Origin of the sequence: Gordonia sp. JH63 (assembly GCF_009856645.1) — a bacterium.
Lineage (GTDB): Bacteria > Actinomycetota > Actinomycetes > Mycobacteriales > Mycobacteriaceae > Gordonia > Gordonia hongkongensis.
The window spans coordinates 1,342,690-1,358,270 of sequence record NZ_CP047235.1; the positions used below are offsets into that span (position 1 = coordinate 1,342,690).

The 15,581-nt window shown below is 69.3% G+C and carries 12 protein-coding genes and 1 pseudogene; 4 read left to right on the plus strand and 9 right to left on the minus strand.

Annotation, left to right across the window (positions count from 1 at the left end; all coding sequences use genetic code 11):
* Positions 1-3 precede the first annotated feature (3 nt).
* Genes GR168_RS06090 through GR168_RS06115 form a run of 6 tightly spaced genes read right to left on the minus strand, consistent with a single transcriptional unit; the run spans position 4 to position 7,435 of the window.
* On the minus strand, positions 4-603 hold the full coding sequence (locus GR168_RS06090) for a sarcosine oxidase subunit gamma family protein (RefSeq protein ID WP_068972040.1): 600 nt from the start codon (positions 601-603) through the stop codon (positions 4-6).
* Positions 596-3,433 carry a 2Fe-2S iron-sulfur cluster-binding protein gene (locus GR168_RS06095; protein ID WP_159370300.1) on the minus strand — a complete coding sequence of 946 codons (2,838 nt, stop codon included), beginning with the start codon at positions 3,431-3,433 and terminating at the stop codon, positions 596-598. The genes GR168_RS06090 and GR168_RS06095 overlap by 8 nt, the downstream gene beginning before the upstream one ends.
* Entirely contained in the window at positions 3,430-3,738 is a 309-nt protein-coding gene (locus GR168_RS06100) for a sarcosine oxidase subunit delta (RefSeq protein WP_159370301.1), read from the minus strand. The genes GR168_RS06095 and GR168_RS06100 overlap by 4 nt, the downstream gene beginning before the upstream one ends.
* Before the next feature lie 25 nt (positions 3,739-3,763).
* Entirely contained in the window at positions 3,764-5,023 is a 1,260-nt protein-coding gene (locus GR168_RS06105) for a sarcosine oxidase subunit beta family protein (RefSeq protein ID WP_065630784.1), read from the minus strand.
* A 13-nt stretch (positions 5,024-5,036) separates the two neighbouring features.
* Entirely contained in the window at positions 5,037-6,110 is a 1,074-nt protein-coding gene (locus GR168_RS06110; RefSeq protein ID WP_068972038.1) for a hybrid-cluster NAD(P)-dependent oxidoreductase, read from the minus strand.
* Between the two features lie 8 nt (positions 6,111-6,118).
* On the minus strand, positions 6,119-7,435 hold the full coding sequence (locus GR168_RS06115; RefSeq protein ID WP_068972037.1) for an aromatic ring-hydroxylating dioxygenase subunit alpha: 1,317 nt from the start codon (positions 7,433-7,435) through the stop codon (positions 6,119-6,121).
* Positions 7,436-7,921: 486 nt separating this feature from the next.
* Here GR168_RS06115 and GR168_RS06125 point away from each other — a divergent pair.
* Positions 7,922-8,089: pseudogene (locus tag GR168_RS06125) on the plus strand (L-serine ammonia-lyase, iron-sulfur-dependent, subunit alpha); the annotation flags it as partial.
* 32 nt (positions 8,090-8,121) lie between these two features.
* Here the strand turns inward: GR168_RS06125 and GR168_RS06130 are convergent.
* Genes GR168_RS06130 through GR168_RS06140 form a run of 3 tightly spaced genes read right to left on the minus strand, consistent with a single transcriptional unit; the run spans position 8,122 to position 11,334 of the window.
* The gene (locus tag GR168_RS06130) at positions 8,122-9,453 is read right to left on the minus strand and encodes a D-arabinono-1,4-lactone oxidase (RefSeq protein ID WP_159370302.1); all 1,332 of its coding nucleotides are present in this window, start codon (positions 9,451-9,453) and stop codon (positions 8,122-8,124) included.
* Positions 9,441-10,727: an alanine racemase gene (locus tag GR168_RS06135; RefSeq protein WP_159370303.1), complete on the minus strand. Its 1,287-nt coding sequence runs from the start codon at positions 10,725-10,727 to the stop codon at positions 9,441-9,443. The genes GR168_RS06130 and GR168_RS06135 overlap by 13 nt, the downstream gene beginning before the upstream one ends.
* On the minus strand, positions 10,711-11,334 hold the full coding sequence (locus GR168_RS06140) for a TetR/AcrR family transcriptional regulator (RefSeq protein ID WP_065630789.1): 624 nt from the start codon (positions 11,332-11,334) through the stop codon (positions 10,711-10,713). The genes GR168_RS06135 and GR168_RS06140 overlap by 17 nt, the downstream gene beginning before the upstream one ends.
* Positions 11,335-11,529: 195 nt before the next feature.
* Between GR168_RS06140 and GR168_RS06145 the strand changes: the two genes are divergently transcribed.
* Genes GR168_RS06145 through GR168_RS06155 form a run of 3 tightly spaced genes read left to right on the plus strand, consistent with a single transcriptional unit; the run spans position 11,530 to position 15,574 of the window.
* A complete protein-coding gene (locus GR168_RS06145; protein WP_159370304.1) occupies positions 11,530-12,714 on the plus strand; it encodes an MBL fold metallo-hydrolase in 1,185 nt (394 codons plus the stop codon).
* On the plus strand, positions 12,711-15,224 hold the full coding sequence (locus GR168_RS06150) for an HAD-IC family P-type ATPase (protein ID WP_159370305.1): 2,514 nt from the start codon (positions 12,711-12,713) through the stop codon (positions 15,222-15,224). Before GR168_RS06145 ends, GR168_RS06150 begins: the two co-directional genes overlap by 4 nt.
* A gap of 53 nt (positions 15,225-15,277) precedes the next feature.
* A complete protein-coding gene (locus GR168_RS06155; RefSeq protein ID WP_058251574.1) occupies positions 15,278-15,574 on the plus strand; it encodes an antitoxin in 297 nt (98 codons plus the stop codon).
* The last annotated feature ends 7 nt before the right edge of the window (positions 15,575-15,581 follow it).

Here is a 15,581-nt window from a genome sequence, read left to right on the forward strand (position 1 = left end):
CCTCTACGGCAGCGGGGAAGGAGCGGGCACGATGGCGTACTCGGTGGCGGCGTCGACGAGCCACGCGGCGAGGTAGTCGGCGTAGGAGTTGCGGACGAGGAGGGCGAATCCGTCGGGAACGCGATGCACGATCACCGCGGCCTGGGCCAGCAGTGTCTGGGCCACGTCGTCGGGCCCGAAGCTCCTCGGCGACAGCTCGATCGCGCAACCGTGGGCGAGGATCGTCTCGGCGTGCGGGCCGCCGACGACGAGGCGGGTGCGCTGGCCGGAGGCATCGGCGACATACGCGCCGCCGTGCGCACGGTCGGCCATCGCCGCGGCGAACTCGTGCGGTGCAATGCCGGCCGCGTAGGCGAGATACTCGTCGGGACCCAGCCAGACGACCGTGGTGTCCCCGTCGCGCGTCATCCGGCAGGCACCGGGCAGGTCGAGCTGCTCCGCCGCGGCGGGTTCGGTCGGTCGGATCACCGTCTGTGCCACCGATGTCGGGCGCAGCAGTACGGCCGGGGCCAGTTCGGCGAACCTCGCCGACCAGTGCTGCAACGGCGAAACCGGTTCGAGGGCGCCGTTGTCCGGCAGAGAATGCACGGTGGTGTCAGCCATCGCGTCGGGCTCCTTCCGCGTCGACGAAAACGGTTGTGGTGATCTCGACTTCGCACAGCGTGTCGCCGATGGGGACATCGAGCCGGCTGCCGATGAGGTCGCGACCGCCCTTCACCAGCGCAAGGGCGAACGGGCGGTCCAGCTCGGCGCTGCGGTAACTCGACGTCACGTGCCCGAGCATCGGCACCGGCGGCGGTGGCAGGGTGCGGTCGACGCGGTGGGAGATGATCTGCGAACCCTCGGGGAGCCGGGTGCTGCCGTCGACCGGCAGCAGTCCGACGAGGTGCTTGCGGTCGGGCGCCGTCGCGGATTCACGCGCGAATGATCGCTTGCCGATGAAGTCCGGCTTCTTCTTCGAGACCGCCCAGCTCATCCCGAGGTCGTGGGGCGTGACGGTGCCGTCGGTGTCCTGGCCGATGATGGGATAGCCCTTCTCGGCGCGCAGGACGTGCATCGTCTCGGTCCCGTAGGGGGTGATGGCGTGCGGTTCACCGGCGTCGATGAGTGCCTGCCACACCGCTTGGGCATAACCGGCCCCGACGTTCACCTCGTAGGCGAGTTCCCCGGAGAAGCTGATCCGCCCGATCCGCACGGGCACGCCGCGAAAGGTGGTGTCCCGCCACGTCATGAACCCGAACGCATCGTTCGAGACGTCCAGATCGGGGAACACGGTGCCCACCACGTCGCGCGAGCGTGGGCCGACCACCGGGAACGTGGCCACCTGGTCGGTCAGCGAGGTCATCCACACCCGGAGGTCCGGCCACTCGGTCTGATGCCATTCCTCCATCCAGTCGAGGACGGCCGCGGCGTTGCCGGTCGTGGTGTACACGGTGTAGCGGTCGTCGGCGATCCGCATCACGGTGCCGTCGTCGAACACCATGCCGTCCGCGCCGCACATGACGCCGTAGCGGACCTTGCCGACCGCGAGGGTGCTCATCATGTTGGTGTAGAGCAGGTCGAGGAAGGCCGGGGCGTCGGGACCGGCGACATCGATCACGCCGAGGGTGGAGCCGTCGAGGATGCCCACTCCCGTTCGCACGGAGGCGCATTCGCGGAGGGCCGCGTCGTGCATGTCCTCGCCGCCACGCGGGTAGTACCGCGGCCGTTTCCACTGGCCGACGTCCTCGAAGACGGCGCCGCGCTCGACGTGCCAGTCGTGGATCGGGGTCCGCCGCACCGGGTCGTACCGGTCGCCGCGATCACGTCCGGCGAGCGCGGCGAAGGTCACCGGGGTGTACGGAGGACGGAAGGTGGTGGTGCCGGCGTCGTTCACGGGGATGCCGAGCATCTCCGCGACGATGCCGGAGGTGACGATGCCCGAGGTCTTGCCCTGGTCGTGCCCGGTGCCGATGGTGGTGTAGCGCTTGACGTGTTCCACCGATCGCATCCCGGCACCCAGCGCCCGGGCGATGTCGGCGACGGTCGCGTCGCGCTGGAGGTCGACGAACGAGAGGGTGTCGTCGTCGGGACTGCCGGGCACGTACCAGCAGACGGCCGGCGCGGCCGGAATCCGCTCGGTGACGCGCGGGATGGCGCGCAACTCCGGTGGCGCCATACCGAGTCCGGCGAGGGTCGCCACCGCGCCGCGTCGACCGTCGGCCAGGCTGTCGCCCAAGGTGGTCGAACCCGCTGCGGCACCGACGATCTCGGTCTTGGACACGGTTCCCGTGGGCAGGAAGGTCGCGGCTCGGTCGTCGAAGGCGATGGTTCCGCGCAGTTGACTCCAGAGGTGCACCGCCGGATTCCAACCGCCACTGACCAGGACGGTGTCGCAGACCAGGGACGAGCCGTCGCTGAGGTCGATCCCGGTGACCGCATCGGTGCCGTGCGCTCGGATCACGGTCGTACCCGCGAGGATCGGGATGCCGCGCCGGCGGGCGTTCTCGCCCAGGTCCGCGCTGACGGCCGGGCGGACGTCGACGACGGCGGGAACCGAGACCCCGGCGTCGACGAGCGCGAAGGCCGCGGTGTAGGCGGAATCGCATGCGGTGAAGACCACGGCCGTCCGGCCGACCCGGACGCCGTAGCGGCTGAGGTAGTCACCGCCGGCGCCGGCCAGCATGACCCCGGGCACGTCGTTGCCGGCGAAGACGATCGGTCGCTCGTGGGCGCCGGTGGCGAGAACGAGACGACGAGCCCGGATACGGTGCACCCGTTGCCGGGAGAGGTGTGCGGGGGCGTCGCTGCCGAGGTGGTCGGTGCGGTGCTGGACGGCCAGGACGAAACCGTCGTCGTAGGCACCGAACGCAGTCGTACGGGTCAGGTGCGTGACGTGCGGGTGCGAATCGAGTTCGGCGACGGCTTCGGCCACCCAGGCGACGCCGGGAGTTCGGCCACCAGGTTCGCTGCGCTCGTCGACCAGGAGAACGTGGGCTCCGGCACGGGCGCAATGGAGGGCCGCCATCAGGCCCGCGGCGCCCGCACCGACGACGAGCACGTCCGGATGGTGGTGCAGCGAGTCGTATCGGGCGTCGTCGACGGTGCTGCTCAGCTTTCCCCAGCCCGGTACCCCGTGGGCGACGAGGCCGGGACACAGGGCGACGGTGGTGGCCGGCACCATCGGTTCCACGAACGGGGCGTCGATGCCGACCTGCGCGGTGGCGTCCTCGGCCCAGGCTCCGGTGACGCCGCGCGGGCGCCCGAGGTTGACGCTGGTGGTGACCACCCGCACCCCGTTGGCGAGCAGGGCCGACGCGAGGGTGTCGCCCGCGTAGCCACGGTAGGTGACCCCGTCGAAGACGAAGTCGATCGGCGTGCTCCGGTCGATACGCCCGCCCGATCCGGTCCGGAAGGGTTGGGCGAGCGGCGTGTCGGGGGCGGAGGTGCTCATCGGGTTGCTCCGGGTTCGGCGGGCGCGGACGGCGTGCCGGCGCGGGATCGCGAGGGCGCCGATTCGCCGGTGAAGGCGTAGGTGAGGGTGTCGCGCTCGACGGTGAACCACTGGCGGCACCCGGTGGTGTGGCACCACCGTTCGGTCATCGCCCCCTTGGGATTGGGCCGGAAGAACAAGTAGTGTGCCCACGCGGTGTCGTCGAGGTCGGCGGGTCGCTCGGGATAGGCGACACCGGCCGCGGCACCGTAGTGGAACTCGGTTTCCTCACGGGGCCCGCAGTGCGGGCAGCGGATCATCTGCATCGTGGTGTCCTCGGCGGTGGCTGGTTCAGTGGGCGACGGCGGCCGCGCCGTGCTCGTCGATGAGGCGGCCGGTGACGAACCGGTCGAGGGTGAACGGTGCGTTGACGGCGTGCGGGCTGCCGGTGGCGATCGTGTGCGCCAGCGCCCAACCGACGCCCGGGGTCGCCTTGAATCCGCCGGTGCCCCAACCACAGTTGAGGTAGAGGTTCTCGTACGGGGTGGCACCGACGATGGGTGAGGCGTCGGGGGTGACGTCGACGATCCCGCCCCAGGTCCGCAGGAGGCGGGCCCGCCCGAACACCGGGAACAGCTCCACCGCGGCAGCCATCTGACGCTCGATGATGTGGAAGGCGCCGCGCTGCCCGTATCCGTTGTAGGAGTCGACCCCGGCGCCCATCACCAGCTCACCCTTGTGGGCCTGGGACACGTAGACATGCACCGCGTTCGACATCACCACGGTCGGGTGGATGGGCTCGAGGAGTTCGGACACCAGGGCCTGCAGCGGATGACTCTGGATCGGAACCCGGAAACCGAGCTGGTCGGTGAGCGTCGAGGTGTGTCCGGCGGCGCACAGCGCGACGGTGCCCGCAGCGATGCGGCCGCGGGTGGTCTCGACGCCGACCACCCGGTCGCCGTCGGTGACGAACCCGGTGACCTCGCAGTTCTGGATGATGTCGACGCCCGCATCGCTGGCGCTGCGAGCGAAACCCCAGGCGACGTAGTCGTGTTTGGCGATGCCGCCACGGGGTTGAAAGGTCGCGCCCAGCACCGGATAACGGATGTCGGAGGAGGTGTTGACGATCGGGCACACCTCCGCGACCTGCTTGGGATCCAGCCATTCGGCATCGATGCCGTTCAGCCGATTGGCCTCCACCCGCCGGATGCTGTCGCGCACATCCTGTTCGGTGTGGGCGAGGTTGAGTACGCCGCGCTGACTGAAGAGGATGGGGTATCCGAGCTCGTCCTCGAGACCCTCCCACAGCTTCAGCGAGTGCTCGTAGATCCCGGCGCTCTCGTCCCAGAGATAGTTGGATCGGATCAGGGTGGTGTTGCGCGCCATGTTGCCGCCGGCCAGCCAACCCCGTTCCAGGACGGCGACATCGGTGATGCCGTGGACGCGGGCGAGGTAGTGGGCCGTGGCGAGACCGTGGCCGCCGCCTCCCACGATGACGACATCGTAGGAGGACTTGGGTTCTGGTGCGCGCCAAAGGAACTCGGGGTGGTGGGGGAGGTGGGCGCCCGGGGGCGCCAGGCCCGCGGGACGCGGTGTCTTCTGGCTTGTCATCGTCGAGTCTCCCTCAGAAATCGATCACGACCGGGGACAGGGGTTCGGCGCAGCAGAGCAGGATCTTGCCCTGCGCGATCTCTCGTGGGCGGATACCGCCCTGGTGGTTCATGACCACGTCGCCGGAGACCTTGCGGACCTTGCAGGAACCGCACAGGCCCACACCACACGTCGATGGCAGGGTGACGCCCGCTTTGGCGGCGGCGGCGAGGATCGTGGTGCCGGGACCCACGGTGACCCGCCGGGCGCGTCGGGAGAAAGCGACGACCACGCCGGTGTCGGACTCCGACTCGTCATCGGTGGGCAGGCTGAACCCGAAGCTCTCCTCGTGGATCCGAGCGAGAGCCGAGCCGGCCGACACCAGTGCGCCGCGCACCTCGCTGCGAAAACGCCCGGGGCCGCAGAGAAACACCTCGCGGTCACCGAGGTCGGGGCAGACCCGTTCGAGCATCGCGCGGTCGATGCGCCCGCGGTGTCCGGTCCAGTCGGGGAAGTCGCCGGCGGCCATGCGCGTCGCCGCGAACGCCAGTGTCACGTTCGGATGCCGACGGGCGAGTTCCTCGAGTTCGTCCCGGAATGGGATGTCGTCGACATTGCGCGCACTGTGCACGAAGGCGATGTCGAGCGGGGACTCGCTGTCGGTGACCGATCGGAGCATGGACATCACCGGCGTGATGCCACTCCCGGCCGAGACGAACAGGTACTTCTCGGCCGGACGGGCGGTGTAGGTGAATCGACCCAGCGGTCCGGAGGCGGCGATCACCATGCCTTCGACCATGTTGTCGTGCAACCAGTTCGAGACATGGCCCCCGGTCACGCGCTTCACCGAGATCGACAGGCCCCCCGGCCGGGTCGGGGGTGAGGAGATGCTGTAACAGCGCTGGACGGGCCGGCCGTCGATCTCCACGGTCATCGCCAGGAACTGACCGGGGGCGAAGACGAAGGTCCGGTGGCCGTCCGGGTCGCCGCCCGGATCCCCGGCAGCGGAGCGCGACGGCGACCCGCCCGCGACCCGGAAGGTGAACGTCGCCATGTCCCGGGTGGTGTCGGTGCGGGACACGCACTGCAGGAAGATGTTGTCGGCCATGGTCGCTCTCAGGCTCCCGCCGCGCCGGAAGGACCGTCGGCGGCCGGGATGTCGAGTCGGTGGCGCAGCATCGTGACATACCAGTTGACGAAGGCCTCGACCTGGATCTCCGACGTACTGTAAGGGCCGGGAACGTAAGCGGGATCGCTGATGCCGCTGTGCGCGAGCGCAACGAGGTCGGCGTCCTGCTGATTCGTCTTCTCCCAGACCCCGGTGAGCTGGTCGAGGTCATAGTCGACGCCCTCCACGGCGTCACGATGGACGAGCCAGGTGGTGCGCACCAGGGTCTGATCGGCGGAGACCGGGATGACCGCGAAGAGCACGGCGTGGTCGCTCGTCACGTGCAGCCACATGTTGGGCTGCAGGTGCATCGACAGCCGGCCGAGTCGCGCGTCGGGGATGTCGGTGAGGAGGCGGCCGCAGGCCGCGGAGCCGTCGAGGGTGAACGACTCGCCGGCGAGGTCGAGTGCGTCGCGCTCGATGTGGAACCCTGTTGCGCGCGTGTCGAGTTCTACGACCCGGGTGTGGGGTAGGCCATGCCGGTCCCAGATCTCGGTCTGTTCCGCGGTGGCGCGGTGGAACCGGTCGAACGCCGGCGCCAACCGGCTGGGGATGGCGTCGGTGTCGCTGTATCCCCAGGTCGGGAAGAACACGTTGAGGAGTTCCGGATGGCCACCGCAGTGGTAGCACTCGCGGTTGTTCTCCATCGTCAGTTTCCAGTTGCCGTCTTCGACGATGTCGACCTGTTTGGCCACCTTGGCCTCGGCGAGACGGTGCGGCGTCAGATAGGGCTCGACGACGGCGGCGACCTCGTCGATGTCGGCCGGCGGGTCGTCGGCCAGGCAGATGAACACCAGGCCGCCGATCGTGCGGACATGTACCGAGCGCAGCGAGTAACAGGACTTGTCGAAGCCGGGCGCCTGGTCATCGGCGAACTCGAGGCGCCCGTCCATCCCGTAGGTCCACGAGTGGTAGGTGCACACCAGGGTCCCGGTCGATCCGCTGGGCTCGGTGAGCAGGCGGGCCCCTCGATGCCGACACACGTTGTGGTGGGCCCGGACCCGGCCGTCGTCGTCTCGGACGACGATGACCGACCGGGTCGAGAAGGTGATGGTGACATAGTCACCGGGATCGGTGATCTCGGCTTCGGTGGCCACGAAAATCCATGACCGAGAGAAGATCTCGTCGACATCGAGGTCGAAGAACTCCCGGCTCACATAGAACTCCGCCGGCAGGCTCTCGCCTGCGCGGCGGTCGGCGATCAGAGCGCGGGTGCCGGTTTCCGGTGCCCTGGTGGCGGCATGCGCGACGAATGGTGCAGTCATCAGCAGTGCGGGCCTCTCTGCACGGTCGGTGACGGATCTGTCGGGATGGCGGTTACATCGAGATCAACTGCATTGCAGTCGATCTCGAGACAGTCGGACGGCACGTGGATTCGGCCGGGCCAAGCTGGGGGACTGTTGACTTGTTGCGTCATACGCAACGACGCGCATGCTATGCAACAAGTGTGCGTCTCGGGTCTTGCGGTGTCAAGCGGGACGTGCGACCGTTTCTCCACGAGCCACACAGGCGTCGAGGGACCGTCGCGAGCCAGGCTCGGCCGCTCTACCCGACAGGGGTCGCATCATGACCGTGCGCGAACGACATCGGTTGCCATCCGCGGGTCATCCGTCCGCGGCACCCGAACGCGATGGAACTGCGGGCATCCACCCGGGGCGGTGCGCGACTGCCTGCTGAACGGTATTACTCGGTCGGCGGCGGTTTCGTCGTGACCGACGACGAGTCCGACAATCCGTCGGTCGGTACGGACGTACCATTCGGCTACGGCTCCCGACGACGTGACCGTCCGGTTCCTGTTGGCCGCGGGTGCGATCGGCGGGCTCATCAAATCGGGGGCGTCGATCTCGGGTGCCGACGTGGGTTGCCAGGGCGAGGTGGGTTCCGCGGCGGCGATGGCCGCCGGTGCACTGGCCGAGATCCGCTCAGCGTGGTGGAGTGCTGAAGCCGGGCGCTAGTCGCCCAGCACCCGCCGCAGGTAGTCGTTGGCGAACACGCGGGACGGGTCGTATCGATCCCGGACGGAACGGAATTCGTCGAACCGTGGATAGACGCCGCGTAGATACTCGGCGTCGCGGGTGTGCATCTTGCCCCAGTGGGGCCGGCCGCCGAGACCGGTGAGGATGGCTTCGACGTCGGCGAAGTAGGCATCGGAGTCGGCGGGATCGTCGCGGTGATAACGGTGTACGGCGATGTAGCCGCTGGTGCGTCCGGAGGCGGTGGAGAGCATGAGGTCATCGGCCGCGGCGGCGCGGACCTCGATGGGGAAGCTGACGAGGTGGTCGCGCCGGTCGAGGAGGGCGCGGACCTCGCGCAGCGCCTCCGGCACGGCCTCGAGGTCGACGGCGTACTCCATCTCGCGGAACCGGACGTCGCGGTCGGAGACGAAGACCCCGGTGGAGGAGTCGGTGAACTCTCGTGCGGAGAGCGCGCGACCGGTGACCCCGTTGATCGTCGGCACCAATCGCGGCGCGCGCGCACCGATCTCGCACAGCAAACGAAGGGCCTTGTTGCTCAACAGTTCGTCGTCGATGTAGCGCTTGACGCGCGACGGCCCGGTGACCGGGGCGTCGGGACCGACCCGCGTGTTCGTCTTCACCAGAGCGCAATTGGTGTGCGGGAACAGGTAGAACTCGTGGTGGTCGGTGGTCGCGACGCGCTCCTGGAAGGCGGCGATCGCCGCATCGGCCGTCTCGGGACCCTCGACCGCGTGCAGCCGGAACTCGTCGACACAGTCGATGGTCAGTTCCACAACGACTCCGAGCGCGCCGAGGCCGAGTGCGACGGCCTGCATGTCGGCGTCGTCGGCGGTCACGGTGACGATCTCGCCGGAGCCGGTGACGATGGTCGCGCCGACGATCTGGGTGCTGATGCCGCCGAAGGCGAGCCCGGTGCCGTGGGTTCCGGTCGAGGTGGCGCCGGCGATCGTCTGACGATCGACGTCGCCGAGATTGGTCATCGCGAGTCCGAAAGGTGCCAGGATCCCCGGGATCTCGTGCAGGTGTGTGCCGGCGCGCACGGTCACTCGGTGGCCGTCGACCGCGACCAGACCACGCAGGCGCGACAGGTCGAGTTGCACGTCGTCGGCCACGGCTATGGGGGAGAAGCTGTGTCCCGCGCCGACGGTCTTCACCGTGCCGCCGCGAGCGGCCGTCTCCCGGACGATGGCGGCGATCTCGGCGGCACTCGCCGGGTGCAGCACCTGGTTCGGCGTGCAGGCCGCGGTGCCGCCCCAGTTGCGCCAGCCGGGCGCCGAACGCGCAACGGTCCTGCTCACAGGAAGCACCTGCCCTCTCCTCGGTAGGTCGGTACGACCTCATCGACCACCGCGTGCCCGGCGTCGTCGCGGCCGACGATCGCGACCTCGCGCGCTCGTTCGCACACCTCGCCGGACTTGGTGTGCCGGAACCACACCCGACTCCCGACGGCGATCTCGTCCGCGACCGCACCTCGCAGTGGGGTCTGCACCTCGCCGGCGGCCTCGGTACCGACGTAGGTGAGTCCGTGCGGCCACACGGGTGTGGGCAACCGGTCGGCAGCGGGCGGGCCGGACGCGATCCAACCGCCGCCCGCGCAGGTCACGACGCCGGGCGCCGGGCGGCGGACGACGTCGAGACCGAAGGACAGCGCCGGGGCGGGACGGAACCGCGCGTACCCGTCGAACAGATGGCCGCCGAACAGACCGCTGCCCGCGGCGATGTCGGTGACCGAGCGGTCGCGCGCGGTCTCCTCCAGGGAACCGGTGCCGCCTCCGTTGACGAACTCCAGGTCGGCGATCCGGCGCACGTCGTCGATCACCTTGCCGCGGCGACGGCGCAATTCGGCCATCGAACGTCGCTGCATCGCGCGAATCGCCCGGTTGGCCAACGCCTTACCGGGCGCCGCATCGGCCACCCCGGCCACCTGCGCCTCGTAGGACATGACCCCGACGAGATCGAAGCCGGGCCGTGCCACGATGATCCGTGCCAGCTCGAGTGCGTCACGACGGGAGTGCACCGGCGAGCGGCGAACCCCGATGTGCACCCGCCCGCCCAGTAGACGGTATGACGCGTCGAGGTCGATCGCGACGCGGATCGGCGGCCGGGCGGACGGAGGCACGACGGCGTCGATGAGGTCGAGTTGGTCGACGGAATCGACGAGCACACTCACCCGACGGGTCGCGACCTCGTCGGCGGCCAAGGCCGCCAGCGCATCCCGCCGCACACTGGGGTATCCCATCAGCACGTCGTCGATCCCCGAGGTCGTGGCGAGCCAGTGTGCCTCGGCCACGTCGTAGGCGAGCACCCCCGCGAAACCGGCGCGCGCGGTGATGTCGTCGATGACCGAGCGGACACGGACGGATTTCGTGGCCAGGCGGATCGGGACACCCGCCGACCGACGGGTGAGATCGGCGACGTTGTGCTCCAGGGCGGCCCGGTCGAGTGCGAGGACCGGTGCGTCGAGTCCCGCATCGGCGACCGCTTGATCAATTGCCGCCCAATAGGATTCGGGATCACTCAGCCACGGCGCGGGCGTCGGCGTCACCGGTGCCGCGTCGGGCGCCTCACCCGAAGCTGACATGGGTCATGAGCTGATCGGTGATCGAGCGGATGATCGCGTCGACGACCTTGTCGTCGGCGGTGCTGAGGTAGACGAGGGTGATCGAGTTCGTCGCCGCGATGATCAGCGGACCGAGGTCCTCGACCGGCGTGGTCCACTCCATGGGCGTCAGGTCGGCCATCGACCGCAGCCCGGCCGAGGCCACCCGGTAGAGCTGCTCGTACATGTGCTTGCCGACCTGCTGCAGCTCCGGGTGATTGTGCGCATAGATGCCGAGCGCGATGGTCGCCTGCATCCGGCCGGGATCGGCTTTGAGCAGGTCGTAGAACGCGTGGAACTGGCTCACCATGCTCGACCGCATCGTCTCCACGCCCGGCTCGGGTCCGTAGTCGGCGGCGGGCAGCACCGCGTGCAGCATGCGCTCGATGTCGGTGGGGACCGCCGTCTCCATGACCGCGCACAACAGTGCGGTGCGACTCTCGAAGGCATAGTGGAAACTTGCGAGCGGCATGCCGGCGTGGGCGCAGATGCGACGCGTGGTCGCGCCCTCGACCCCATGGTCGGCGATCACACGGTACGCCGATTCGAGAAGCGCGCTTCGACGTTGGTCGACGGACATCCGTGCCACTGCGGTATCTTCCTGACCACATGCGCCGGCGCATGCTCGGGTGGACAATGTCGCCGCAGCCTATCAGTGCCGGTGAGGCGCACAATGCCGTTCACCCGGAAGAAATCGCAGATCACACCGGGGACGGTCGGGAGGCGTGCACCGCACGGCGCGACCGCCGTCTGCCCAAGGTGACGCCACCGAACCCACTACTGTGTGAACGTGACCTCCACGACCGGTAGAAAAGGCACCAACGACCTGCGCCGCGACGTCCTCGCGCGTGCGGGTTCGGCGGGAGTGGCGGTGGCCGACGCCGTCGTGGCGCGGCTCGCCGCCGAGGGACTCGGTCCCGCCCGCGCGCTGGGCGCCTCCCGCGACCAGATAGCGCCGCACGTGCGGCGGAGCCCGCATCTGCGGAACGGCGCCTTCGTCAACCCGGAACCCCCGTCGATCGCCGATCCGAGCCTGCAGGTCCTCACCGACATGGCCCGGCGGCCCGGCCGGCCGCGCCGACCGGTCATGGTGACGGTCCCACGCTTCGAGGCCCCCGGCGACCTCGCCGTCACCTGGCTCGGCCACGCCACCGCCGTCGTCGACATCGACGGCGCGCGGGTCATCACCGATCCGGTCCTCAGCCGCCGCTGCTCGCCCAGTCAACTCGTCGGGCCCGGACGCATGCACTCCGCCCCATTGGCGCCGTCACAGTTGCCGCCACTCGACGTCGTCCTGATCAGTCACGACCACTACGACCATCTCGACATGGACACCGTCGTCACGATCGCCGACACCCAGCCAGATGCGGTGTTCGTCACGACGATCGGGGTCGGCGCGCACCTGGCCTCCTGGGGGATCGCGGAAGATCGCATCCGGCAGGCGGATTGGTGGGATGAGGTGGTGGTGCCGACCGGCGCGGGCGAGCTGCGGTTCACCTGCGGTCCGGCGCGGCACTTCTCGGGCCGGTGGCTGGAGCGGAATCTCACCCAGTGGGGCAGCTGGGCGATCACCGGACGGGAGCACAAGGTCTTCTTCTCCGGGGACACCGGCCACAGCGAGCGCTTCGCCGATGTCGGCGACCGACTCGGCCCGTTCGACCTCACCCTCATCGCCGTCGGAGCCTACGACGTGATGTGGCCGGACATCCACGTGAACCCCGAGGAGGCCCTGTCGATCCACCGGATGGTCTCGCCCGGTACGGGATCCGACTCGGTCTTCATCCCGATCCACTGGGGCACGTTCAACCTCGCGCGCCATCCCTGGGGGGAGCCCATCGCGCGGCTACAGGCGGACGCCGGGCCGGACAAGCCGACGATCCTGGTGCCGCAACCGGGCGGTTCGATCGACCTGATGACGCGGACCGGCAGCGGTGTGACACAACCCAATTGGTGGGAGGCTTCGGCGTGAGCTCGCCGACGGAGGTCGCGGACGCCGGCCTGACCGCGGCCGAGGTGGCGCAGCGGGTCGCGGCCGGCCAGGTCAACGCGCTGCCCGACCGGTCCGGCCGCAGTGTGGCCGACATCGTCCGCGCGAATGTCTTCACCCGGATCAACGCGATCCTCGGGGTGCTGTTCGCGATCGTCGTGTTCACCGGATCGCTCATCAACGGCCTGTTCGGACTGCTGATCATCGCCAATTCCGGGATCGGCATCATCCAGGAGGTCCGGGCCAAGCGGACACTCGACAAGCTCGCGATCGTCGGCCAGACCCGTCCCCGGGTCCGGCGCGATGGCGAGGTCACCGAGGTACCGCCGGACGAGGTGGTGCTCGACGACATCATCGAGATCGGTGCCGGCGATCAGATCGTCGTCGACGGCGAGGTCGTCGAGGCCATCGCACTCGACGTCGACGAGTCACTGCTCACCGGCGAGGCCGACCCGATCGACAAGGACCCGGGAGACGCGGTGCTGTCGGGCAGCTTCGTGGTCGCCGGCGGTGGCGCGTACCGCGCCACCAAGGTCGGCGCCGATGCCTACGCGGCCCAGCTCGCGGCCGAGGCGTCGAAGTTCACGCTGGTCTCCTCCGAGTTGCGCTCCGGCATCGATCAGATCCTGCGGGTGATCACCTGGTTGCTGATCCCGGCCGGTGTCCTGACCATCGTCAACCAACTCTTCGTCAGCGACAACGGGTTGCGGCGGTCCCTGCTCGGCATGGTCGCCGCGCTGGTGCCGATGGTGCCCGAGGGGCTCGTCCTGATGACCTCGATCGCCTTCGCGGTGGGTGTGGTGCGGCTCGGTCAGCGGCAGTGTCTGGTGAACGAACTCCCGGCCATCGAAGGGCTCGCGCGCGTCAATGTGGTCTGTGCGGACAAGACCGGCACCCTGACGGAGAACGGGATGCGGCTGGCCGAGGTGCGTTCCCTCGGGACGGTGCCCGCCGAGACCGCGGGACAGGTGCTGGCCGCGCTCGCCGCCCACGATCCGCGGCCCAACGCCAGCATGATCGCGATCGCCGAGGCACATCCGATCCCACCCGACTGGTCGGTGGCGGCCATCAAACCGTTCACCTCGGCCACCAAGTGGAGCGGGATGTCGTTCCGCGGGAGCGGGTCCGGCCCGACCGCCGGCACCGACGACGGGCACTGGCTCATCGGTGCGCCCGACGTCCTGCTGGACCCGGAGGGCGAGACGGCCCGCCTCGCCTCCGACATCGGCGCCGCCGGACTCCGCGTGCTGCTGCTGGCCTGCACCGACGTGGCCGTGGACACCGAACCCGCGCCGGGTCAGGTCGCTCCGGGAACCGTCTCGCCGGTGGCCCTCGTGGTCCTCGAACAGCGGGTCCGGCCCGATGCGCGCGACACGATCGACTACTTCGGACAGCAGCACGTCGCGGTGAAGGTCATCTCCGGAGACAACGCCCGGTCGGTGGGGGCGGTCGCCGCGTCGCTGGGCCTCGGATCGGCCGAGTCCTCGGTCGACGCGCGCGAGTTGCCCTCGGAGACGGGCGAACTCGCCGACGTCGTCGAACGGGGCGTCACGTTCGGGCGGGTCCGGCCGGATCAGAAGCGGGCCATGGTGAAGGCGCTGCAATCGCGGGACAACACCGTCGCGATGACCGGCGACGGAGTCAACGACGTCCTCGCGCTCAAGGACGCCGACATCGGCGTGGCGATGGGCTCGGGCAGCTCGGCCGCCCGGTCGGTGGCGCAGATCGTGTTGCTGGACAACAAGTTCGCGACCCTGCCGTATGTGGTGGGCGAAGGTCGGCGTGTGATCGGCAACATCGAGCGCGTCTCCAATCTGTTCCTGACCAAGACCGTGTACGCGGTGTTGCTCGCACTGTTCGTCGGCGTCGGCGGACTTCTCGGCGCACTGTTCGGGTCCGACCCGCTCAGTTATCCGTTCCAGCCGATCCACGTGACGATCTCGGCCTGGTTCACCATCGGCATCCCGGCGTTCGTCTTGTCGCTGGCCCCCAACAACGAGCGGGCCCGGCGTGGTTTCGTACGGCGGGTGCTGCTCAGCGCCGTGCCCAACGGCATCATCGTCGGCCTGTGCACCTTCGTGACCTACGTGATCGTCAACCCCGGCGGCGCCGGCGTCGAGGTGGGTGGTGACGCCGTCGAACTCTCGCAGCCTCAGACGCAGGCCGCCACCGCGGCGCTGATGACGCTGATCGCGATCGCGGTCTACGTCCTCGCCGTGGTCGCCCGTCCGTACAACTGGTGGAAGGCGGTGCTCCTCGCGGTCTCCGCCGCCGCATACGTGCTGATCTTCGCGTGGCCGTTCACCCAGGACCTGTTCCGGCTCGACTCGTCGAACTGGGGGATGAACACGGTGGCCCTGCTCTCGGCGGCGGTCGGCATCGCGTGTGTCGAGGTCGTCTCGCGGGTGGCGCCCCGATGGGTCGCCACGCATGACAACGATCAGCACGGGGACGAAGCGCAGGTCAGCGGGGTGCTCACGTCCGACCGATAGAATCTGCGGCAAGTGGCCGGAAGGTGTCCGGCACGTCGATCAGAGGAGACGTCATGGATCTCAAGGGACTCGTCAACAAGGCCAGGGCCACGCTGCAGAAGAATCCGAGCCTGATCGAGAAGGGCGGCGACGCCATCGACAAGGTCACCAAGAACAAGTACTCGGGTCAGGTGGACAAGGCGCAGGACGCCGTGCGCAAGGCCGTCGGCGCGCCGGGACAGGGAAACCCGGGACAGACTCCGCCGACCAATCCCACCAACCCCGGGGAGCCGCTACCGGGTCAGCAGAGCCCGCAGCCCCAGAATCCCCGGCCGCAGAACCCCCAGCAGCCGCAGCACCCGCAGCGGTAGTCCGAGT